The sequence below is a fragment of the Pseudomonas californiensis genome, from assembly GCF_021147775.1.
GTDB lineage: Bacteria > Pseudomonadota > Gammaproteobacteria > Pseudomonadales > Pseudomonadaceae > Aquipseudomonas > Aquipseudomonas californiensis.
Window position 1 is genome coordinate 128,601 of sequence record NZ_JAGTPK010000012.1, and the last position, 19,855, is coordinate 148,455.

The 19,855-nt window shown below is 59.2% G+C and carries 18 protein-coding genes; 9 read left to right on the top strand and 9 right to left on the bottom strand.

The window, feature by feature from the left end:
• Positions 1 to 7: 7 nt before the first annotated feature.
• Entirely contained in the window at positions 8 to 1,273 is a 1,266-nt protein-coding gene (gene hemL, locus KDX37_RS14205; RefSeq protein WP_231653307.1) for a glutamate-1-semialdehyde 2,1-aminomutase, read from the bottom strand.
• 205 nt (positions 1,274 to 1,478) lie between these two features.
• Here hemL and KDX37_RS14210 point away from each other — a divergent pair, with 205 nt between their 5' ends.
• Both KDX37_RS14210 and KDX37_RS14215 read left to right on the top strand, forming a co-directional pair.
• Positions 1,479 to 2,924, top strand: a complete 1,446-nt coding sequence (locus tag KDX37_RS14210; protein ID WP_231653308.1) for a DNA-3-methyladenine glycosylase 2 family protein — start codon at positions 1,479 to 1,481, stop codon at positions 2,922 to 2,924.
• Positions 2,921 to 3,442, top strand: a complete 522-nt coding sequence (locus KDX37_RS14215) for a methylated-DNA--[protein]-cysteine S-methyltransferase (protein ID WP_231653309.1) — start codon at positions 2,921 to 2,923, stop codon at positions 3,440 to 3,442. Before KDX37_RS14210 ends, KDX37_RS14215 begins: the two co-directional genes overlap by 4 nt.
• Positions 3,443 to 3,510: 68 nt before the next feature.
• On the opposite strand, the gene thiE is transcribed toward KDX37_RS14215, so the two are convergent.
• Entirely contained in the window at positions 3,511 to 4,143 is a 633-nt protein-coding gene (gene thiE, locus KDX37_RS14220; RefSeq protein WP_231653310.1) for a thiamine phosphate synthase, read from the bottom strand.
• A gap of 22 nt (positions 4,144 to 4,165) precedes the next feature.
• Positions 4,166 to 4,963, bottom strand: coding sequence for a hydroxymethylpyrimidine/phosphomethylpyrimidine kinase (locus KDX37_RS14225; RefSeq protein ID WP_231653311.1), 798 nt, complete (start codon positions 4,961 to 4,963; stop codon positions 4,166 to 4,168).
• 373 nt (positions 4,964 to 5,336) lie between these two features.
• Between KDX37_RS14225 and KDX37_RS14230 the strand changes: the two genes are divergently transcribed.
• The 4 genes from KDX37_RS14230 (at position 5,337) to KDX37_RS14245 (ending at position 11,322) form a co-directional block, all read left to right on the top strand.
• A complete protein-coding gene (locus tag KDX37_RS14230; protein WP_231653312.1) occupies positions 5,337 to 7,331 on the top strand; it encodes a sensor histidine kinase in 1,995 nt (664 codons plus the stop codon).
• A 125-nt stretch (positions 7,332 to 7,456) separates the two neighbouring features.
• The gene (locus tag KDX37_RS14235; RefSeq protein ID WP_231653313.1) at positions 7,457 to 9,106 is read left to right on the top strand and encodes an acyl-CoA dehydrogenase family protein; all 1,650 of its coding nucleotides are present in this window, start codon (positions 7,457 to 7,459) and stop codon (positions 9,104 to 9,106) included.
• Positions 9,107 to 9,158: 52 nt separating this feature from the next.
• Positions 9,159 to 10,622, top strand: coding sequence for an AMP nucleosidase (amn, locus tag KDX37_RS14240; protein ID WP_231653314.1), 1,464 nt, complete (start codon positions 9,159 to 9,161; stop codon positions 10,620 to 10,622).
• A 67-nt stretch (positions 10,623 to 10,689) separates the two neighbouring features.
• On the top strand, positions 10,690 to 11,322 hold the full coding sequence (locus KDX37_RS14245) for an rRNA large subunit pseudouridine synthase E (protein ID WP_231653315.1): 633 nt from the start codon (positions 10,690 to 10,692) through the stop codon (positions 11,320 to 11,322).
• Positions 11,323 to 11,349: 27 nt separating this feature from the next.
• On the opposite strand, the gene KDX37_RS14250 is transcribed toward KDX37_RS14245, so the two are convergent.
• Together KDX37_RS14250 and KDX37_RS14255 are read right to left on the bottom strand one after the other, a co-directional pair.
• Positions 11,350 to 11,556, bottom strand: a complete 207-nt coding sequence (locus tag KDX37_RS14250) for a DUF2788 domain-containing protein (protein ID WP_231653316.1) — start codon at positions 11,554 to 11,556, stop codon at positions 11,350 to 11,352.
• Between the two features lie 20 nt (positions 11,557 to 11,576).
• A complete protein-coding gene (locus tag KDX37_RS14255; RefSeq protein ID WP_231653317.1) occupies positions 11,577 to 12,056 on the bottom strand; it encodes an Lrp/AsnC family transcriptional regulator in 480 nt (159 codons plus the stop codon).
• 394 nt (positions 12,057 to 12,450) lie between these two features.
• On the opposite strand from KDX37_RS14255, the gene KDX37_RS29545 reads away from it, so the two are divergent.
• Entirely contained in the window at positions 12,451 to 13,638 is a 1,188-nt protein-coding gene (locus KDX37_RS29545) for a DUF6515 family protein (RefSeq protein ID WP_319941699.1), read from the top strand.
• Between the two features lie 6 nt (positions 13,639 to 13,644).
• Here KDX37_RS29545 and KDX37_RS14265 read toward each other — a convergent pair whose 3' ends face one another.
• Together KDX37_RS14265 and KDX37_RS14270 are read right to left on the bottom strand one after the other, a co-directional pair.
• Complete coding sequence (locus KDX37_RS14265; RefSeq protein ID WP_231653318.1) at positions 13,645 to 14,538, bottom strand: cation diffusion facilitator family transporter; 894 nt, start codon at positions 14,536 to 14,538, stop codon at positions 13,645 to 13,647.
• Between the two features lie 27 nt (positions 14,539 to 14,565).
• Complete coding sequence (locus KDX37_RS14270) at positions 14,566 to 14,985, bottom strand: polyribonucleotide nucleotidyltransferase (protein WP_231653319.1); 420 nt, start codon at positions 14,983 to 14,985, stop codon at positions 14,566 to 14,568.
• 126 nt (positions 14,986 to 15,111) lie between these two features.
• Between KDX37_RS14270 and KDX37_RS14275 the strand changes: the two genes are divergently transcribed.
• Positions 15,112 to 15,576 carry a hypothetical protein gene (locus KDX37_RS14275; RefSeq protein WP_231653320.1) on the top strand — a complete coding sequence of 155 codons (465 nt, stop codon included), beginning with the start codon at positions 15,112 to 15,114 and terminating at the stop codon, positions 15,574 to 15,576.
• Between the two features lie 29 nt (positions 15,577 to 15,605).
• Here the strand turns inward: KDX37_RS14275 and KDX37_RS14280 are convergent, their stop codons facing one another.
• Complete coding sequence (locus tag KDX37_RS14280) at positions 15,606 to 15,773, bottom strand: hypothetical protein (protein WP_231653321.1); 168 nt, start codon at positions 15,771 to 15,773, stop codon at positions 15,606 to 15,608.
• Here KDX37_RS14280 and hrpB point away from each other — a divergent pair.
• Entirely contained in the window at positions 15,757 to 18,291 is a 2,535-nt protein-coding gene (gene hrpB / locus KDX37_RS14285; protein ID WP_231653322.1) for an ATP-dependent helicase HrpB, read from the top strand. The genes KDX37_RS14280 and hrpB overlap by 17 nt on opposite strands.
• A 111-nt stretch (positions 18,292 to 18,402) precedes the next feature.
• On the opposite strand, the gene KDX37_RS14290 is transcribed toward hrpB, so the two are convergent.
• The gene (locus KDX37_RS14290) at positions 18,403 to 19,695 is read right to left on the bottom strand and encodes a M20 family metallopeptidase (RefSeq protein WP_406642277.1); all 1,293 of its coding nucleotides are present in this window, start codon (positions 19,693 to 19,695) and stop codon (positions 18,403 to 18,405) included.
• Positions 19,696 to 19,855: the final 160 nt, after the last annotated feature.

Here is a 19,855-nt window from a genome sequence, read left to right on the forward strand (position 1 = left end):
GAGTAGGCTATTTGAGCGCTGCGAAGGCCTTTTCGGCGGCGTCCAGTGTCAGTTGCAACTCGGCATCGCCGTGAGCGATGGAGGTGAAACCGGCTTCGAACGCACTGGGTGCCAGGTACACGCCGCCCTCAAGCATCAAGTGGAAGAACCGCTTGAAGCGTTCTGCGTCGCTGGTCATCACGTCCTGGAACGTTACGATTTCTTTCACGTCGCTGAAATACAGGCCGAACATGCCGCCTGCCTGGGTGGTCACGAATGGGATACCGGCTGCGTCAGCGCGCTGTTGCAGGCCTTCAAGCAGGCGGCGGGTAAAGTCGCTCAGATCATCGTGGAAGCCTGGGCGGCTGATCAGTCGCAGCGTGGTCAGGCCAGCGGCCATCGCCAATGGATTGCCTGACAGCGTACCCGCCTGATAAACCGGGCCGAGCGGCGCGATGTGCGACATGATTTCACGCTTGCCGCCAAAGCAGCCGACCGGCATGCCGCCGCCGATGATCTTGCCGAAGGTGCTCAGGTCGGGAGTCACGTTGTAGTAAGCCTGAGCGCCGCCCAGTGCTACCCGAAAGCCGGTCATCACTTCGTCGAAGATCAACACAACGCCATGCTCATCGCACAGTTCGCGCAACCCATGCAGATAGCCCGGAGCAGGTGGCACGCAATTCATGTTGCCGGCCACTGGCTCGACAATGATGCAGGCGACTTCCTGGCCTACTTCAGCCAGCATTTCACGCACGGCTTCCAGATCGTTGAACGGGACGGTCAGGGTATGTTTCGCAAAGGCTGCAGGCACGCCCAGGGTCAGGGCGCCGGAACCTGCCTTGACCAGCAGACTGTCGGAGTGACCGTGATAGCAGCCTTCGAACTTGATGATGCTGTCGCGACCGGTATAACCACGGGCCAGACGGATAGCGCTCATGGTCGCCTCCGTCCCCGAGCTGACCATGCGCACCATTTCCATCGACGGCACGAGCGAGCAGACCAGGTCGGCCATGTCGGTTTCCATGGCGGTTGGCGCGCCATACGACAAACCATGTTCCAGCTGGCTGCGAACCGCATCGAGGACTTCTGGATGGCTGTGGCCGAGAATCATCGGGCCCCAGGAGCCGACGTAATCAACGTAGCGCTTGTCGTCTTCGTCAGTTACATAGGCGCCAGCAGCATGCTTGAAGAACAGCGGTGTGCCGCCCACGCTCTTGAAAGCGCGAACCGGCGAATTCACTCCACCGGGAATGTGTTTTTGGGCGTTGGCGAACAGTGTTTCGGAACGGGACATGATCGGGTCTCTGCTTTGAAACGGGGAATTCGGGTCTACGCTGGGTTCAGCCAAGGCGTGCAGTCTTTGATCGGCTGCTTTATTGAATGGCATGAGCCAGAGAAGGCGCAGCAAGCCTGCACTATAACAAATGCCAGTCGACTGCCGAATGCACATGTCCGAAATCAGCCAGACTTTTGCCGAGGCGTGGCATAAAGTCCGGCTCATGAAAACTCTCGATCCGAGCATTTGCTACGCGGCGTTCATTGCCAGAGACCGGCGATTTGACGGCTGGTTTTTCATGGGTGTGTCCTCGACCGGCATCTATTGCCGGCCGATGTGCCCGGTGCGTGCGCCGCAGGCAAAGAACTGCAGTTTCTACACCACCGCTGCGGCTGCCGAGCAAGCTGGGTACAGGCCGTGCCTGCGCTGTCGTCCAGAGTTGGCGCCGGGCAACAGCTTGCTGGACGTATCGAGTCGTCTTGCTCAAGCGGCAGCGAGATTGATCGAAGAGGGCTTTCTGAGTGGCAGAACGCTTGATGCACTGGCTCAGCGGGTCGGTGTGACGTCGCGCCATTTGCGGCGGATTTTCGAAGCCGAGTTCGGCGTGTCGATGATTGATTTCGCTCAGACCCAGCGACTGCTGATCGCCAAGCGTCTGTTGACCGATACCGGGTTGTCGATGACCGACGTCGCACTGGCGTCGGGCTTTGGCAGCGTGCGGCGTTTCAACGACGTGTTCAAAGCCAGATACCGCCTCAACCCGCTGCGCTTGAGAAAAGTCGCGCATCCGGCGCAAGCCAGCACTTTGCAGTTCGAGCTGTCGTATCGCCCCCCTTTTTCATGGAGTGGTGTGCTGGCATTTCTTGCTCACCGCTGTGTCGCAGGTGTTGAACATGTCAGCGAGCATGCCTACACGAGGGTTATCGACTTTGAGCGCGCCGGATGCCGTCTGGCAGGTTGGGTCAGCGTGACGCATGCGCCGTTGCGCCATGCGCTGGTGGTGACAGTGTCGGCCTCATTGCAAGCCGGGATCGCCTTTGTACTGGCGGGGGTAAGGCGCGTATTCGATACCGGATGCCGGCCAGACCTTGTCGATGCCCACTTGGGTGGACTGATCAATGATCATCCGGGGATGCGTGTGCCTGGTGCATTCGACGGTTTCGAAATTGCTGTGCGTGCGGTAGTGGGTCAACAGATTTCAGTGATCAACGCCCGTGCGATTCTCGGCCGGCTCGCCCTGCGCTTCGGTACACCGGTGGTGGATGCGCCTTCCGGATTGCAGCATGCGTTCCCGACGGCCGAGGCCATTGCCCGCTTGCACTATGAGGATCTGATTGCCGCCGGTCTCATCCGGATTCGTGCTGAAGCCATCCTGGCGGTGGCGCAGGAAGTCTCGGCAGGGCGCATCATTCTTGAACCCTTGGTACTGCTGGAGGAAACGCTGGTCGCCTTGCGGCACATTCGCGGCATCGGAGAATGGACGGTGCAATACATTGCCATGCGCGCCTTGTGCTGGCCCAATGCGTTTCCCGCAGGCGACGCCGTTCTGAAAAAACACCTGGGTTGTGACACTGCGGCACAACTCAATCAACACGCCACTCAGTGGGCGCCTTGGCGGGCTTACGCGACGGTGCATGTCTGGCGTCAATATGAAGAGGCGAAACGATGATTTCCGCTTATCTGCTATCCAGTCCGCTGGGCGATATCGCTTTGCGTGCTGAAGATGATGCACTGACTGGCGTGTATTTCGTCGGCCAGAAACACTACCCAGGCCTGATCATGATGCCTGTCGAGCACGCCGTGCCCAAGGTCGTGCAAATGGCTCGCGAGCAATTGACCGAGTTTTTTCGGGGCGAGCGTCGCGTCTTTGAAGTGCCGTTGCGCATGCGTGGCACACCGTTTCAGGAGGAGGTCTGGCGGGAACTGGCGAGAATCCCCTACGGCGAAATGATTTCCTACGGTGCAATGGCCAAAAAAATGGGCCTCGGTGCAGGCCACTCGCGTGCAGTGGGTACCGCCAATGGCAAGAATCCAGTTTCTATCATTGTCCCCTGCCACCGGGTGATTGGTGCAGGTGGCGACCTGACCGGCTACGCCGGCGGCGTTGATCGCAAGCGCGCTTTGCTTGCGCTGGAGAACGCGACAGGCATGCCAGACTTCGAGTTCAAGCTGGTCGGGCAAGGCTGAAAGGCAGCGAGGTGTCTGGATCAGAGCGGCGCGCTCCAAAGTCGTCTGTGACGTGCCGCAGTTACATCTCAGGTACGCGAAACCTGCAGCAGTTCAGTGAACGCTCGGGCCCGGCGGGTGACTTCCTGGGTGTTTTCGGCACCGAATAAACCGTGTACCACAGCCAACAGATCTGCGCCGTGTTCAACCAGTTGCGGGGCGTTCTCCAGAGTGATGCCACCAATGACTGCAATCGGCAGATGCACCTTGGCGCGCACTTGGGCGATCAGGTCCAGTGGGACGGCCGGTGCGCCGGGCTTGGTCATGGAGTTGAAGAACCTGCCGAAAGCCACGTAGGTTGCGCCGTCAGCCTTGGCACGCTCCGCCAGTTCCAGTTTGCCGTGGCAGGTGGCACCGACGATCGCCTTGTGCCCCAGCAGCGCCCGTGCATCTGGCAGCGAGCCATCTGTCTGCCCCAGATGCACGCCGACACCCAGGCGAGCAGCCAGCTCGGCGTCATCGTTGATGATCAGTCGGGTCTTGTAGCGCTCGCAGAGTTTGAGCAGTTCAGTCGCTTCACGCAGGCGGCGCGACTCGTCACTGGTTTTGTCCCGGTATTGCAGCAGCGTCACGCCACCTTCGAGGGCGGCTTCGACGTAAGACAGGAATTTGCCAGTCAGCAGTTGGCTGTCGGTGATGGCATACAGGCCACGTAGTTTCATGAATGAAGCCTCATGCAGTGCGTTACGAGCAGAAATCCAGCGGCAGACGACGGGGGACGAATTGCCCCTTGCCCAGCTGTTCTGCGTCACGCAACGTTCGCCAGGTGTAATCCAGAGCCGATTTCACGGCACTGACCCGCTCTTCTCCTTGCGCCAGACGACCTGCCAGCGCACTGGCCAGCGTGCAGCCTGAGCCGTGATAGCTGCCGGGCAGGCGCTCGCAGACAAAGGTGTGTGTCTGACCGCCGCGAACATAAAGACGATTATGGATTTGCTGCTCATCACCATGACCGCCGGTGATCAGCAGGTATTCACAAAACGGCAGAAGTTTCTCGGCGCATTCATCTGCGCTACCTTCGGGCAGCTCCGCAAGAATGCGTGCTTCGGGCAGGTTGGGTGTGGCTATCGTCGACAAGGGCAGAAGGCGTTCGCGCATGGCGTAACCGACTTCGTCCTTGCCCAGCCGACCGCCGCCGCCAGCCCGCAATACCGGGTCGCAGACCATTGGCAAATGCGGGTTGGCCAGCAGCAGTTCGACAACCGTATCGACCATTTCCAGCGAGCCCAGCATGCCCAGCTTCACGGCTGCTACGCTCGAGTCATTGAGGACGGCATGCGCCTGGGCCAATACCCAGTCACGATCCAGAACGCGAAAATCACTGACGTTGACCGTGTCTTGTACGGTCAGCGCAGTAATGACTGGCGCGGCATGACAGCCTTGGGCCAGCAGGGATTCAATATCGGCCTGCATGCCGGCACCGCCACTAGGGTCGTGGCCGGAGAGGCAGAGGACAACGGGACGGGAGCTATAAATATTCATGGTGCGCGAGCTTATCACTAAACCCCTTCAGGACCGCTCGTCGATGCCGGTTTTTCTTGCGCTCACGGCTCCGTGGTGTGTAGGCATTGTTGCAGTTTCAATACTTCGAGTATTCATGTTGAGCCGGAGGCGGCCGAGATAGAGCTATCGCCCTGATTTTAATGCGATAGTGCCTTGCACTCGTAAGCGGCTATGCTTCAGTGCGCTGACGGACCGATTGAACTCAGCGTGTTTTTGAATCGAGTGGCAACCATTGGATGACAGTCATCTGTAATCGCCTGTTTTGAATTGCCTGGCCTGTATCAGGGATGGACTTTGCGGGTCGTCGCCGTCAACGGATGGGGTGAGCGTGACGACTTACTTTGGGGCTTTGATGCGCTATTTGTTATTCATGCTGGCTGTCTGGCTGCCTTTGTTGGCGCATGCCGTCGAGTTTGATGAAAGCATCCGTTTCATGCCTCTGGGGCGAATGATTCAGGTCTTCGAAGACCCGGCTGGCGACGCGACCATCGAGAGCGTGACGTCAGAAGCAGGCGCGCATGCGTTTCGGCCCTTGGAGGCTGACACGCTCAATGCCGGATACTCACATTCTGCATTCTGGTTGAAAGTCGATCTGGTCTACCAACCCCGCGCTGCCGCACAGCATGAAGACTGGCTCCTGGAACTGGCTTACCCGCCGCTCGACCATATCGACTTCTATGCGCCGGACGCCGAAGGGCGACCGCAATTGCATGCGCGTACCGGCGACATGCTGCCGTTTGCGAGTCGGCCATTCAAACAGAACAATTACCTGTTTCAGCTGGACTTGCAGCCCGGCGAACTGCAAACCTTCTATCTGCGCGTTGCCAGCGCTGGTTCGGTCCAGGCGCCGCTCAATCTATGGTCCAGCCACGCGTACCTTGAGGCTCAGCCCGCGCGCATCTATGTGTTTGGTCTTATCTACGGCGTTCTGCTGGGGATGCTGCTCTACAACCTGTTCATCTTTGTCAGTGTGCGGGATCTCGATTACCTCTATTACATCCTCTACGTTGCTTCGTTCGGGCTGTACCAGATGTCAATCAACGGCGTCGCCATCCAGTATCTATGGCCCGACAACCCCTGGTGGGCCAACACCTCGACGCCTTTTCTGATGGCAATGGCGACGCTGTTTGCCTGTCAGTTCTCGCGCAGCTTCCTTATGACCCATCGCGTGGCGCGATGGGCCGATCGCCTTTTGCTGCTGGTGATTGGTTACGCGGCGCTGGTGATGTGCATGGCGATTTTCGTGAGTTATGGCGCTGCGCTGCGCTCTGCCACTTACCTCGTCGTCGCGGGTACGCTTTCGATCTACCTGGCGGGTATCGTCGTGCTGCTGAAAGGCGAGCGGGTCGCTCGCTATTTTGTGATCGCCTGGTCGATATTTCTGATCGGCAGCCTGGTGTTCAGCCTGATGCTGATGGGCTATATGCCCAATACCTTCCTGACCCTGTACGCCGCGCACATCAGCACTGTGCTGGAAATTGCATTTCTCTCCATGGCGCTGGCAGATCGTATCCATCACAACCGTTGTCAGCAGGCCAGGGCGCTGGTCGAGACGGGCAAGGACCTGGAGCGGCTCAACAAGCAACTGGCCACCAGCAATCGGCTCAAGGACGAGTTTCTGGCGACGCTGACGCATGAACTGCGTACACCGATGAACGGCGTGATTGGCTCCCTGGAGCTGATGCAGACCATGAACATGAGCGCTGAACTGGAGATGTACCAGCAGACCGCTGCTGGCTCCGCGCAAGACATGATGAGCATGATCAACGGCATTCTGACCCTGACCGAGCTTCATGCCGGTGTACTGTCCGCTGAGTGCGAAGCCTTTGAGTTGAGCGAGTTGACGGGGCGGCTGCGTGATCGCTTTATCGGCCCAGCGCATTCCAAGGGGCTGTTGCTGACGCTTGAAATGGACGACAAGTTGCCGCCCAGTGTCCGAGGTGATGTCGACAAGCTGTACCAGTGTGTCGAGTGCCTGATGGATAACGCGATCAAGTTCACCCGCAAGGGTGCGGTCAAGGTGCGCATCAGCAGCCAGCCTCAGGACGCTGATCAGATACGTTTGCGCATTGAGGTGATGGACAGCGGCATCGGGTTCAGCCATCTGGACGAAGCAAAACTGTATGAGCATTTCTTCCAGCTCGACGGCTCCATGACGCGCGAGTACGGCGGCCTGGGTATCGGTCTGGCGATCTGTAGAAAGCTGGTCGAGCTGCAAGGCGGCGAGTTGAGCCATCACTCTGAGCCGGGCGAAGGCAGTTGCTTCACCTTGAGCCTGCCGGTGTGGAAGGTTTTGCCTGGCGCGGTGCGGCGTACGCCTCAGGTCAAGGCACAGTGGGGTATTTGATTCGACGCCAGGCATGATCCAAGGCAAAAGCGCCGGTGTTTCGGCATGAACGACACTTTTTAATGGCGCAGGTGCGTGATTCACTGCTGTGTACGACGCGTGTGCACACAGGCAGGAGACGACTCATGACCTTGAATCAGTTCGCCGAAACCCACGAAGTGACCAATCAGCCGCCGCCTCTCGACGGCCTGAATCTTTATCGCGCCGATGTGCCGTTGCAGGCGTGGAGCGACCGGTTCGGCGCCGGTTGGGCCCGGTCCCGCATCGACGCCTACGGCGCACTGGCAGGGGGGGCGCTGATGGAAGCCGGCTTTTTGGCCAACCAGCACAAGCCAGTGTTTGTCAGTCACGACCGCTATGGGCATCGCATCGATCTGGTCGAGTTTCACCCGGCCTATCATCAGTTGATGAGCGCCGCCATTGAGCATGGCATCCCCTCGCTGCCCTGGACCGATCCGCAACCCGGAGCTCATGTCGCACGAGCGGCCATGACTTATTTGCACACCCAGGCCGATCCTGGCAGTGGATGCCCGTTGACCATGACCTTCGCCAGTGTGCCCGCGCTCAGGCTCCAGCCGGATCTGGCGCAGATCTGGTTGCCCAAGGTGCTCTCCACGCAGTACGACCCACGCAACGTCGAGCTTTCGCAAAAGACCGGCGCAACCATCGGCATGGCGATGACCGAAAAGCAGGGCGGCACCGACGTGCGCGCCAATACGACGCGAGCCTGGCCTGTGGGCACGGGCGGGCCGGGTCAGGCGTACGAGTTGGTCGGGCACAAATGGTTCTGCTCGGCACCCATGTGCGACGCCTTCTTGACCCTGGCGCAGACTGACAAGGGTCTCAGTTGCTTTCTGTTACCGCGCCATCGTCCGGACGGCTTGCGCAACGAGTTCTACATCCAGCGCCTGAAGAACAAACTGGGCAACTGGTCAAACGCCTCCAGTGAGGTCGAATTTCGCGGTGCGCTGGCGTGGATGATCGGTGAGGAAGGGCGCGGTGTGCCAACCATCATCGAGATGGTCGCCATGACCCGCTTCGACTGCATGATCGGCTCCAGTGCCTTGATGCGTCAGGCGCTGACTCAGGCGACGCATCATTGCGCGCATCGCACCGTGGGCGGTCGTGCGCTTGCCGATCAGCCTTTGATGCAGAATGTTCTGGCTGATCTGGCGTTGGAGAGCGAGGCTGCATTGGCCCTGACCTTGCGCATGGGCCGTGCGCTGGACCATTCGGATGACGATCACGAGGCGCGGTTTGTACGGCTGGTCACAGCGGTCGGCAAATACTGGATCTGCAAGCGCGCCCCGGCCATGATCAACGAGGCCGCCGAATGCATGGGCGGCGCTGGCTATGTGGAAGACAGTATCCTGCCCCGTCTGTATCGCGAGGCGCCGGTCAACTCGACCTGGGAAGGTTCGGGCAACGTGCAATGCCTGGACGTGCTGCGGGCGTTATCCAAAGAGCCCGGCGTGCTCGACGCGCTGTTCGATGAATTGGGCGATGGCCACGGCGACCGACGTCTGGTGGCTCATATCGCAAAACTCAAGGCAGCCTTCAGCGACCTCAGTGATGTTCAGTACCGTGCGCGACAACTGACGGAGGACATTGCCATCGCGTTGCAGGCCACGCTGTTGCTCGAAGCCGGTAATGCGGCGGTCAGTGACGGTTTCATTGCCGCCCGAATTGCCTCGGGCGGGCATGTTTATGGCACATTGCCGCGAGGCGTCGATGTCGAAACATTGATCGCCAGGTCTTCACCGCAGGTGGCATGAGCACGCGAACCCGTTACGATACAGGTCTGCAATATCAGACAGGACGTGAACCGTGACCCAAGCCTTTGTTGTTGTAGATACCGCCGAGCAAGCTGTCGAACGGCTTGCCGAATTGCACGAGCGTGCAACCAGCGCTCTGAGCCAGGCGCTCAAGCGTTATCTGAAAGACCGTGTGGAGCCCAGCGCCGAAGAACGAGCGCTGTTCCGCTACCCACAATTGCGTCTGAACTACGAATGCCATGGTGAAGTGCCACTGACCACTCGCGCCTACGCCAAGGTGCAGCTCCCGGGTACCTACAGTGTCACCGTCACGCAGCCCAAGGCGTTTCGCAAATACCTGCTGGAACAGCTCGTGCCGTTGATGAGTGATTTCACCGTGACGGTAGAAGTCGGTATCAGCGAGCAGAACATTCCTTACCCCTATGTAGTGGAGCAGGGTGACGAGCTGGCGGGGTCCGGCGTGACCGCAGCTGCGCTGGCGCGAGTGTTCCCCAGCACCGATCTGTCCGCCGCTACCGATGGCATCGCTGACGGCCTTTATGACTGGGCGAACGTCGATCCCTTGCCGCTGGCGCTGTTTGATGCAGCCCGTGTGGATTTCTCGCTGCGCCGTCTGGTGCATTACACCGGCAGCGACTGGCGACATGTTCAGCCGTGGATCCTGCTGACCAACTACCACCGTTACGTCGACCAGTTCATCCTGCACGGGCTGGAAAAGCTGCGCGACGACCCGCGCTTCGTGCGCATGGTGCTGCCGGGCAACGTCGTGGTCGACAAGAGCATGGGTCACGAAGAGGCTCAGGCCATCGTTGCCAGTGTGGTGTGGCACCGTTATCAGATGCCGGCCTATCACCTGATCGCCGAAGATGGGCATGGTGTGACCCTGGTCAACATCGGCGTCGGCCCGTCCAACGCCAAAAACATCACCGACCACCTGGCAGTGCTGCGTCCGCATTGCTGGCTGATGATCGGCCATTGCGGTGGCTTGCGTCAGTCGCAGACCATCGGCGATTACGTGCTGGCTCACGCCTACATGCGTCGTGATGGCATTCTGGATCGCGTACTGCCGCCACATATCCCGATCCCGGCGTTGGCCGAGGTGCAGCTGGCGTTGCAGGAGTCGGCCGCACAGATCACTGGCGAGCGTGGCGAAGAGCTCAAGAAACGGCTGCGCACCGGCACTGTTCTGACCTACGACGACCGCAACTGGGAACTGCGCTGGGCGCAGGAGCGTCCGCTGATCAACCTGTCGCGTGCCGTGGCCGTCGACATGGAAAGCGGCACCATCGCGGCGCAGGGTTATCGCCTGCGTGTGCCTTACGGCACGTTGTTGTGCGTATCGGATAAACCGCTGCACAGCGAAATCAAGCTGCCGGGTTCGGCCAACGCGTTCTACGAGCGCGCAGTCAGTCAGCATTTGAAGATCGGTATTGCTGCGCTGGATCTCCTGCGCACTGAGCTGAACTCGCTGCACTCACGCAAGCTGCGAAGCTTTGACGAGCCGCCTTTCCGTTAATAAGTTGGTATTTGCAGAAAGGGCCACTTAAAGTGGCCCTTTCTGTTTGCCAATTACCGAAATTCTCATGTCCCGCTCCCCACGTCCTCCCTCCCGTCGCCCAGCTCCCAACCCCGTTGGCGCCAACCGTCGTGTCGCCAAAGCGCCGCCAGCCGAGCCAAAACTGATCCTGTTCAACAAGCCGTTCGACGTGCTCACTCAATTCAGCGACGAAGCAGGGCGGTCCACGCTCAAGGATTTCATCAAGATCCCCGGTATCTACCCGGCAGGCCGCCTGGACCGCGACAGTGAAGGCTTGCTGCTGCTGACCAATGACGGACAGTTGCAGGCACGTATTGCCGACCCCAAACACAAACTGGCCAAGACCTATTGGGTACAGGTCGAGGGCGAACCCACCGAAGCGCAGTTGCAACAATTGCGTGAGGGCGTTCAGCTTAACGACGGCCCCACTCTGCCTGCCGAGGCCCGGTCACTTGAGGAGCCGCAGCTTTGGCCACGTAATCCGCCAGTGCGGTTTCGTAAAAGTGTGCCGACCAGTTGGCTGGAGCTGGTCATCAAGGAAGGGCGAAACCGTCAGGTGAGACGTATGACCGCTGCGGTCGGCTTGCCCACCCTGCGACTGGTGCGGGTCAGGATTGGTGACTGGACGCTCGACGGCCTGGACCAGGGGCAGTATCGTGAAGTGCCCGCCAGATTCTGATGGTGCTGACGCTTGCGCGTGTCAGCTTCAGGACGGGTTTTCGAGGTAGGCGACTACCACGCTTTTGATCGCGAACGCCAAAATACCAAAGCCCAGTACCCCAAACAGAATGACAGTGCCAAACCTGCCAGCCTTGGACTTCCTGGCCAGATCCCGGACGATGAAAGCCATGAACCCGATCAGTACGGTAATCAGGACAGTCATCATCCACTCTTCAAACAGCGCAGGGTCCATCGGGTACTCCGGCTGATGAATCAGCCACGCAGGTGGGTCAGCGGCATTTCGGTGCTGGCCAGTACCTGGTTGAGCACGAAACTGGACTTCACGCTGGTGACGCCTTCAATGCGTGTCAGGTGCCCCAGCAAGAGTTTCTGATAGTGGTCCATGTCGGGCACCACCACTTTCAGTTGATAGTCAGCGTCCATTCCCGTTACCAGGCTGCACTCCAGTACCTGAGGCAGATTGCGAATGTGCTGCTCGAAATTCTCGAATCGCTCAGGTGTATGGCGGTCCATGCCGATCAGCACGTAAGCGGTCAGGTTCAGACCCAGCTTTTTGCGGTCCAGCAACGCCACCTGGCGCACGATATAGCCGTCGTCTTCCAGCTGCTTGACCCTGCGTGAGCATGGCGATGGAGACAGACCAATGCGTTCAGCCAGTTCCTGGTTGGAAATTCGTGCGTCCCGTTGCAGCTCAGCCAAAATGCTCAGGTCATATCTGTCTAGCTTGCTCACGACGTTCCCCTTTATAAGTTGAATTGCGCTGAATTATTAATCTGAAGTCAAAAATTGCGCAAGTGATGTTTTATTGAGCAATATTAGCAATCCTCTGCTACCTCTGCAGGCCTATTCTTTTAAACAGAATCACTGCCCGGACACAGCGTCCAGCGCGACTCGCCGAATCAGGCCAGTCGCGGCCTCCCACCCAACAGGGTGCGCCAGGCCCCCGGGCTACATACTGTCCAGAAGACGGCATGAGGTGAGCCAACGTCAAAAGCGTTGCGCCAGGACGAAGTATCCCAAGGGGGCCATCTGGCCCCCTTTTCTTTGTGTCCTGATAAAGTGCGCAGAACGGCGCATCGCTATTACAGTCTTAATGACATTGATCCCGCGCCCTAGTGAGGAAAGCATGAAATCTGGCATCCGGCAGTTGGCGGGGTTGAGTCTGTTGTGCCTGAGCATCAGCGCGCACACGCTGGCCGACGAGCGCGACGACTCGCAGCGAAACCCGTTGCGCGGCAGCAACAATGAGAACGCACAGCAGCAGAACCAGCAGCGTAACGTCGAGCGTCAGCAGCAACAGCAGATCAATCAGCAGCGCAACGACCAGCAGCGCCAGATCCAGCAACAGCAGAATCAGCAGCGTCAGGTCGAGCGTCAGCAACAACAGCAGATCAATCAGCAGCAGGACAACCAACAGCGCCAGATTCAGGAGCAACAGAATCAACAGCGCCAGGTTGAGCGTCAGCAACAGCAGCAGATTCAGCAACAACAGGTCCAGCAGCGCAACGTCGAACGTCAGCAGCAACAGCAGATCAATCAGCAGCAGCGCGAGCAGCAACGCCAGATTCAGGAACAACAGAACCAACAGCGTCAGCAGTTGAGGCAGAGCCAGAACAATCTGCCAATCCAAAGCGGGCCCAGAGAAGCCTGGCAGACCCAGCAACCTCGTCAGGGCTATTATCAGGACAACCCGCGCGGCAACAATCGCAACTGGAGCGCAGGCAATGGCCGCCCTAATGATCACTGGGACGGCCGACCTGATGGCCGCGGCAATGGCTGGGGCCCAGGCCCGCAGTATCGGCCGGGTTATGCCATTGACCGAGTGCCGGGCAGCTCTTCACGCATCCCCTATCGCGGGCAGGACTATTTCTACTCCGAAGGCTACTGGTATCGCCCGCAAGGCCCGCGCTACGTGGTCGTGACGCCACCTTACGGCGTACGAGTGCGCAGTGTGCCTTCCTACTCGCAGGAAGTCTGGGTGGGCGGCAGCCTGTTGTTTCTGGCAGCCGGCACTTACTACGCCTATCAGGAAGACAGTCAGGACTACGTGGTGGTGAATCCGCCGCAGAACGAGGCGGTGCAGAGTGCACCGGTCCAGCAGCAAGGCAATGGCTACGATCCGGTGGCGTACCCGCTCAATGGGCAGAGCCAGCAGCAGGTCGAGTTGGACCATTATCAATGCTACCGCTGGGCCGCAGACCAGAGCGGTTTCGATCCGGCAAACGTGACCTATCAGCCACAAGCCGATGTGGTTGACCTGTATCGCCGCTCGATGGGCGCCTGTCTGGCCGGGCGTGGTTACAGCGTCAATTAAAGCTGATCAGGCGCGAGCCTGCCTGACGACTTCCTGAGGGTCGGCGTGCACCAGCACTTCGGCCTTCGGGTACTGACCGCGAATGGCATCTTCGACCTGCTCGCAAAGCGCGTGGGCAACCGACAGCGTCAACGAGCCAGGCAACTCCAGATGCAGTTGCACGAACCAGTGATTGCCGGAAATTCGTGTGCGTAAATCATGTGCGCCCAATACGCCTGGCACGTTGCACGCCAGTTCCAGCATGTGGCCACTGACGTCGGCAGGCAATTCTTCATCCATCAGCACCGACACCGTTTCGCGGGCAATCTGAAACGCACTCCACAAAATATAGACGGCAATGGCGAGGCCGAAATACGCGTCCAGTTGCTGCCAGCCAAAATAGGCCAGCGTCAGCGCCACAAGGATGCTGGCATTGAGCAGCAGATCAGAGCGGTAGTGCAGCGAATCGGCGCGGATGGCCGCCGAGCCGGTCGCCTTGATCACCCGGGATTGCAGCGCCAGCAAAGCCAGCGTCAGCCCGATGGACACCACCATGACGATCATGCCAAGCAACGGAGCGCCCAGCGGTGAGGGGTTCTGAATGCGTTCGACTGCCTGAAAAGCAATCAGCACGCCACTGACTCCGATAAACAGCGCTTGCGCCATGCCCGACAATGCTTCGGCCTTGCCGTGCCCATACCGATGATCATCATCGGCAGGGCGCAACGCGTAGTGCACGGCCAGCAGGTTGAGAAAGGACGCCGCACCATCGAGCAACGAGTCGGTCAACCCGGCCAGCAGGCTCACCGAGCCGCTGATCCACCAGGCCACGCTCTTGGCCAGAATCAACGTCACGGCAACCGCCAGTGAGGCCCGCGTCGCCAGACGCAGCAGTCGGGTATGTTCGGCAGTGGTGCTCATGACGCGTCCTTCAGCTTGGAAAAGGCTTTACGCCGCCGGGATCAAACCCAGCGAGGCGAGTTGTTCCACGCTGCCTTTGTGCTGAATCAGACGTGGATCGTTCAGTGGCAACGAACGGCCCAGTTCGCTTTCAATGATGGCTTGCAGCTTGATGTTGTCCACACTGCCGTCAGCCTTGATCGCCGGCTGCAGCTTTTGCGGATCGATTTGCGCGTGCTCGCCAGGTGCGTAATAGATTGCGCCCGAGGCAAAGTCCACGGCAAAAGCGATCACGCCGGGAATGATGTAAAAAAGCAGACCGAATGCATCCAGTGCCGCGATGGCAGGGTCGATCTTGCCATCGATCTGGCCACGACGGTCAGGGTAGAAAATACTGCCGCAGGCAGAAATCTGAGTCAGCAACGTGGCGACCAGAACGCCACCGATCAAGCGGGAAGGAATGCGCATGGGAAGCTCCTGAGATGAAGAGGGCAACTATACAAGGCAAAGGCTGCAAGGCTAAGACTATTGCGCACATGGGTGGTTCTGAAGCGGTGATTCGCGTTTTCCTTCACCCGCATGGTTCATTCAAAAATGTTGTTCAGGGGGCGCTGCATCGACGAGGTTGATATTTTCAACACTGCCCACTGGGCGGTGACACATCGCCGCGATGCACGTTACGACGGGTATTTGATCATCTCGTCGGTGGAGACGGCTTCGGACCTCAACGAGTTGAGCGACGAAGCATTGTCGTCATTGGGGTTGATCATGAAAGCAGTCGAGCGTTTACTGGCAAAGGCCTACACCCCTTACAAAGTCGTGTTTTACAAACTGGGTTTCTCGCCAGGCCTCAACGTGCATTTCCACGCAGCCCCGGTATCAAAAGATTTGCTGGCAGAGATCTCCAGACACCCTGGCTACCCCGATGACCCTGACGGTAATGACGTGATTGTTTTTTTGAGTCGCGAATACTGCGAAAGACCTCTGAACGCCAGTGAGGTCGATAAACAGAGTATGGCGGTTCGATTGCTTCGCGGACTGGTTGATCCAGGGGTTTAGTCCGGGCGCAGTTTTAGTCAGTCAGTCAGTCAGTCAGCGATGCGGTGCGGTGCGGTGCCGATTTCGATAGACGGTCTCACTTCTTGAACTTCAGCGGTGAGTGCCTGGACATCGCTGCCCATTACCGCCTGATTCGCTTGGCTCGCCCCGGTATACTCGCCGATCTGTTCGGGAGCCCCCATGATTTCGTTACCCATTGATGCTGTCCTTCCGGCTTTGCGCCAGGCTTTGATCACTCGCCATGAAGCGGTACTCGAAGCCCCTCCGGGCGCTGGCAAGACCACGCGTGTACCGTTGGCGTTGCTGGAGGAAACCTGGCTGGCCGGGCAGACCATTCTGATGCTGGAGCCGCGTCGGCTGGCTGCGCGGGCTGCGGCTGAGCGTCTGGCCAGCGAGTTGGGTGAAAAGGTCGGTGAAACGGTGGGCTACCGGATCCGGCTGGAAAGCCGCGTCGGCCCCAACACCCGTATCGAAGTCGTGACCGAAGGCATCCTGACCCGCCGGTTGCAGGATGATCCGGCGCTGGAAGGGGTCGGGCTGCTGATTTTCGATGAATTTCATGAGCGCAGCCTCGACGCGGACCTGGCGTTGGCCTTGAGCCTCAATGGCCGCGAGCTGTTTCGTGAGGATCAACCCCTCAAGATTCTTCTGATGTCTGCGACGCTGGAAGGCGAACGGCTGGCTGCGCTGCTGGATAACGCACCCGTAGTGCGCAGCGATGGACGCATGTTCCCGGTGACCATGCAATGGGGGCGGCCGTTTCAGCCCGGTGAGTTTGTTGAGCCGCGTGTGGTACAGACCGTACTGGACGCGCTGGGCAGCGAGTCTGGCAGCCTGTTGGTGTTTTTGCCGGGGCAGGCTGAGATCCGCCGGGTCAACCAGCAACTGGCCGAGGCGTTGGGTGACCGCGCAGACATCCTGCTCTGTCCGTTGCACGGTGAGCTTGACCTGAACGCGCAACGCGCCGCCATCGAACCGGCCCCTGCCGGAACGCGCAAGGTGGTGCTGGCGACCAATATTGCAGAGACCAGCCTGACCATCGACGGCGTGCGCGTGGTGATTGATGCGGGGCTGGCGCGGGTGCCGCGTTTCGATCCGGGCAGTGGCATGACGCGGCTGGAAACTCAGCGCATTTCTCGTGCCAGCGCAACGCAGCGGGCCGGGCGGGCTGGGCGTCTGGAGCCCGGTGTGTGTTATCGGCTGTGGTCAGAAGTGCAACATGATCAGCTTGCTGCTTATGGTGCGGCTGAAATTCTTCAGGCAGACCTCGCCAGCTTGGCGCTGCAGCTGGCCCGTTGGGGCGTCACGCCCGCGCAACTGGTCTGGCTCGACATGCCGCCCGCCGCCGCTTATGCACAGGCGCAGGATTTGCTGGTGCGGCTGGGTGCGCTGAGCGAGCAGTCCGGCCAGTCCCGGCCGCTGACATCGCATGGTCAGGCGATGGCTGAGCTGCCTGCCCATCCGCGCATCGCGCATTTGCTGTTGCGTGGCCATACGCTGGGCCTGGGTGAACTGGCTTGTGACGTGGCGGCGCTGTTGGGCGAGCGCGATATTCTGCGCGGCGCGGGCGCCGATCTGCACAGCCGTCTGACCTTGCTCGCGGGCACCGAGCGTGCGGCGCGTGGCGCGCAGGGTGGTGTGCAGCGGGCCAGACAGCTGGCGCGTCAATATCGCAGTTACTTGCGGGGCGCAGCCAAAAGCCCGGTCAGTGACCCGAACCATCCGCGCTGGCTCGGCGCATTACTGGCATTGGCTTATCCGGACCGCGTGGCTCAGCAGCGTCGGCCTGGTGGTGCTGAGTATCGCCTGGCCAATGGCCGGGCGGCGCTGTTTGCCGAGGCTGATGCGCTGATGAAGCAAGCCTGGCTGGTGATCGCCGACCTGGGCAGCCGTCAGGGGCAGCGTGAGGAGCGTATCTATCTGGCCGCTGAATTCGATCCAGCCCTGTTCGATTCGGTGCTGGCTGAACAGGTCGTCACCCTGGACCAGATCGACTGGGACGAGCGTGAAGGCGTATTCCGCGCCGAGCGTCAGCGCAAGGCGGGCGAACTGATCCTCAGTCGTGAGCCGTTGACCGGCCTGGACGACGCCGCGCGCAGCCAGGCCTTGCTGGCGCTGGTGCGTCGCAAGGGGCTTGAACTGTTGCCCTGGACGCCGGAACTGCGTCAATGGCAGGCGCGGGTTGCCTTGCTGCGTCAGCTGGATCTGGAAAAACTGCCCGCCAGTGAATGGCCGGACGTCAGCGACAAGGCCCTGCTCGATACGTTAGAAACCTGGCTGGCGCCTTATCTGGGCAAGGTGACGCGACTCAGTCACTTCGCCAACCTCGACTTGTCCTCGATTCTGCGCAATGTACTGGCGTGGCCGCTGCCGCAACGTCTGGACGAACTGGCACCGCATCATCTGAACGTCCCTTCAGGGTCCTCGGTGCGCCTGGATTACAGCGAGCACCCACCCATCCTGGCCGTTCGTCTGCAGGAGCTGTTTGGTCTGGCTGACACGCCACGCATTGCCAACGGTCGTCAGGTGGTCAAACTGCACCTGCTGTCGCCGGCACGACGTCCAGTGCAAGTCACGCAGGATCTGGCCAGTTTCTGGAGCAACACCTATGCCGACGTGAAGAAGGATTTGAAAGGGCGTTATCCGAAACACTATTGGCCGGATGATCCGCTGGTGGCGCAAGCGACAGCTCGTATCAAGCCCCGAGGGACTTAGGCTGTAGCGCTTGCCCATCGGTTCTGTGATGCCGGTCAGTAGGACAGGAGGGGTGAGTTATTGTCGGCTCAGTCGGATAGCCCGGTAACGTGGGCTATCCGACGCAGGTCTTCAGTGGCTGTAGCGGCTCATGAAAATAGCGGCCCGCTTGGTCGCTACGGGCAGCGAGCTCAGGTCGATAGTCTCGTTTTCAGTGTGCGTCGCTTCGCCTGCTGCACCGAGCCCGTCCAGACTCGCACTGACGAATTTGCTCACGTAAGAGATATCAGCACCGCCTCTCTCTGTCGCGGGTACTGGCTCCAATACGGGGCCGCCCAGGTCCTGGCTGACTTCGCTGTACTGCCTCAACAGTTCCAGATTGCCTTTGGTCTCTTCCATGACGGGCATGATGGGTTTGAGTACAAATTCGCTGCTGGTGTTGGCCAATGGCTGGCTGACGATCGATTTTATCTTCGATTCCGCTTGAGCCTGCTGTTCATCACTTGCGAAACGAAGATCACCATGGACAGCCGATGTTTTCGCGACACTGGTTTTTCTGCCGGTGGCAACGCCTTTACCATTTTCGATGTCTTCGACCGCACTCGCTCCTCCAAGCACGATGCCAGGATTGATGGTCAGCCCTGGAGTGTTCGACAGTTGCGATCTGATCTGGTCCAGGACGCGCGCGGATTCGTAAATGGCACCAAAGCCGGTCTTGGGTTGGAAAATAGTCGCTGAATGGCGTTCTACGCCTTTACTCGTCAAGAACCATTCGCTCAAGCCTCTGCGGTTGGTGACCAGTTGATCAGGGGACAGGGCAAACTCGAAACCTAATGCGATGTCGCTTTTCTTCGCTTCATCAATGAGTACTTTTCTTGAAATCTCTGTGGGCTTGGCGGCCAGCTCTTCGTCACCGACCAGTACCACTGAGACATTCATGTTTTCCAGCGAACCATTGGCCTTCAATGCCTCCAAGGCATACAGCATCGTCACGATGCCGCCCTTGTCATCTATAACCCCCGGCCCTTTGGCTTTTTTGCCGTCTTCGATATAGGTGAATGTCTGGAACTTGCTGTCCTCCGGGAAGACAGTGTCCAGATGACCGATCAGCAACATGCGCTTGGATGATTTGCCCTTGTGAACAGCAACAAGGCTCCCCGCGTGGTTCATACCTGTTGGCAGTTGATGCCACTGCGTCTGGAAGCCGAGCTCATCAAGTTTTTTCTTCATCAAGTTGCCAGCTTGAGTAACGCCTTTTACGTTCTCGGTCCCGCTATTGATGTTGACCAGTTTTTCCAGAAAAGACACTTGCTCAGCGTGGTGCTGGTCTACGTAGGTGACCAGTTTCTTTTCGGCGTCAGATGGCGCGGCCATTGTGGCTTGCGCAATAAGGGCCGTCAGGAGCAGATAAGGTGCTTTTTTCATGCGTGTATCCTTTGTGTTTTTTAAGTGATTACGGATTTCAAAAGCGAGCCTGCAGCCTTCCTGGAACTTGCCGTCCAGGTGTCTTCTGTCTTTTGTCCAGTTCAGGTGCATGTCCAGGCGCACAAGCCCAGCGTCCCGGTTCGGGGCGCTTGAATAGCAA

Excerpts from the sequence above, each read along its gene's own strand:
- hemL (WP_231653307.1), bottom strand. The coding sequence starts at position 1,273 with ATGTCCCGTTCCGAAACACTGTTCGCCAACGCCCAAAAACACATTCCC.
- KDX37_RS14210 (WP_231653308.1), top strand. The coding sequence starts at position 1,479 with ATGAAAACTCTCGATCCGAGCATTTGCTACGCGGCGTTCATTGCCAGA.
- KDX37_RS14215 (WP_231653309.1), top strand. The coding sequence starts at position 2,921 with ATGATTTCCGCTTATCTGCTATCCAGTCCGCTGGGCGATATCGCTTTG.
- thiE (WP_231653310.1), bottom strand. The coding sequence starts at position 4,143 with ATGAAACTACGTGGCCTGTATGCCATCACCGACAGCCAACTGCTGACT.
- KDX37_RS14225 (WP_231653311.1), bottom strand. The coding sequence starts at position 4,963 with ATGAATATTTATAGCTCCCGTCCCGTTGTCCTCTGCCTCTCCGGCCAC.
- KDX37_RS14230 (WP_231653312.1), top strand. The coding sequence starts at position 5,337 with ATGCGCTATTTGTTATTCATGCTGGCTGTCTGGCTGCCTTTGTTGGCG.
- KDX37_RS14235 (WP_231653313.1), top strand. The coding sequence starts at position 7,457 with ATGACCTTGAATCAGTTCGCCGAAACCCACGAAGTGACCAATCAGCCG.
- KDX37_RS14245 (WP_231653315.1), top strand. The coding sequence starts at position 10,690 with ATGTCCCGCTCCCCACGTCCTCCCTCCCGTCGCCCAGCTCCCAACCCC.
- KDX37_RS14250 (WP_231653316.1), bottom strand. The coding sequence starts at position 11,556 with ATGGACCCTGCGCTGTTTGAAGAGTGGATGATGACTGTCCTGATTACC.
- KDX37_RS29545 (WP_319941699.1), top strand. The coding sequence starts at position 12,451 with ATGAAATCTGGCATCCGGCAGTTGGCGGGGTTGAGTCTGTTGTGCCTG.
- KDX37_RS14265 (WP_231653318.1), bottom strand. The coding sequence starts at position 14,538 with ATGAGCACCACTGCCGAACATACCCGACTGCTGCGTCTGGCGACGCGG.
- KDX37_RS14270 (WP_231653319.1), bottom strand. The coding sequence starts at position 14,985 with ATGCGCATTCCTTCCCGCTTGATCGGTGGCGTTCTGGTCGCCACGTTG.
- KDX37_RS14275 (WP_231653320.1), top strand. The coding sequence starts at position 15,112 with ATGTTGTTCAGGGGGCGCTGCATCGACGAGGTTGATATTTTCAACACT.
- hrpB (WP_231653322.1), top strand. The coding sequence starts at position 15,757 with ATGATTTCGTTACCCATTGATGCTGTCCTTCCGGCTTTGCGCCAGGCT.
- KDX37_RS14280 (WP_231653321.1), bottom strand. The coding sequence starts at position 15,773 with ATGGGTAACGAAATCATGGGGGCTCCCGAACAGATCGGCGAGTATACC.
- KDX37_RS14290 (WP_406642277.1), bottom strand. The coding sequence starts at position 19,695 with ATGAAAAAAGCACCTTATCTGCTCCTGACGGCCCTTATTGCGCAAGCC.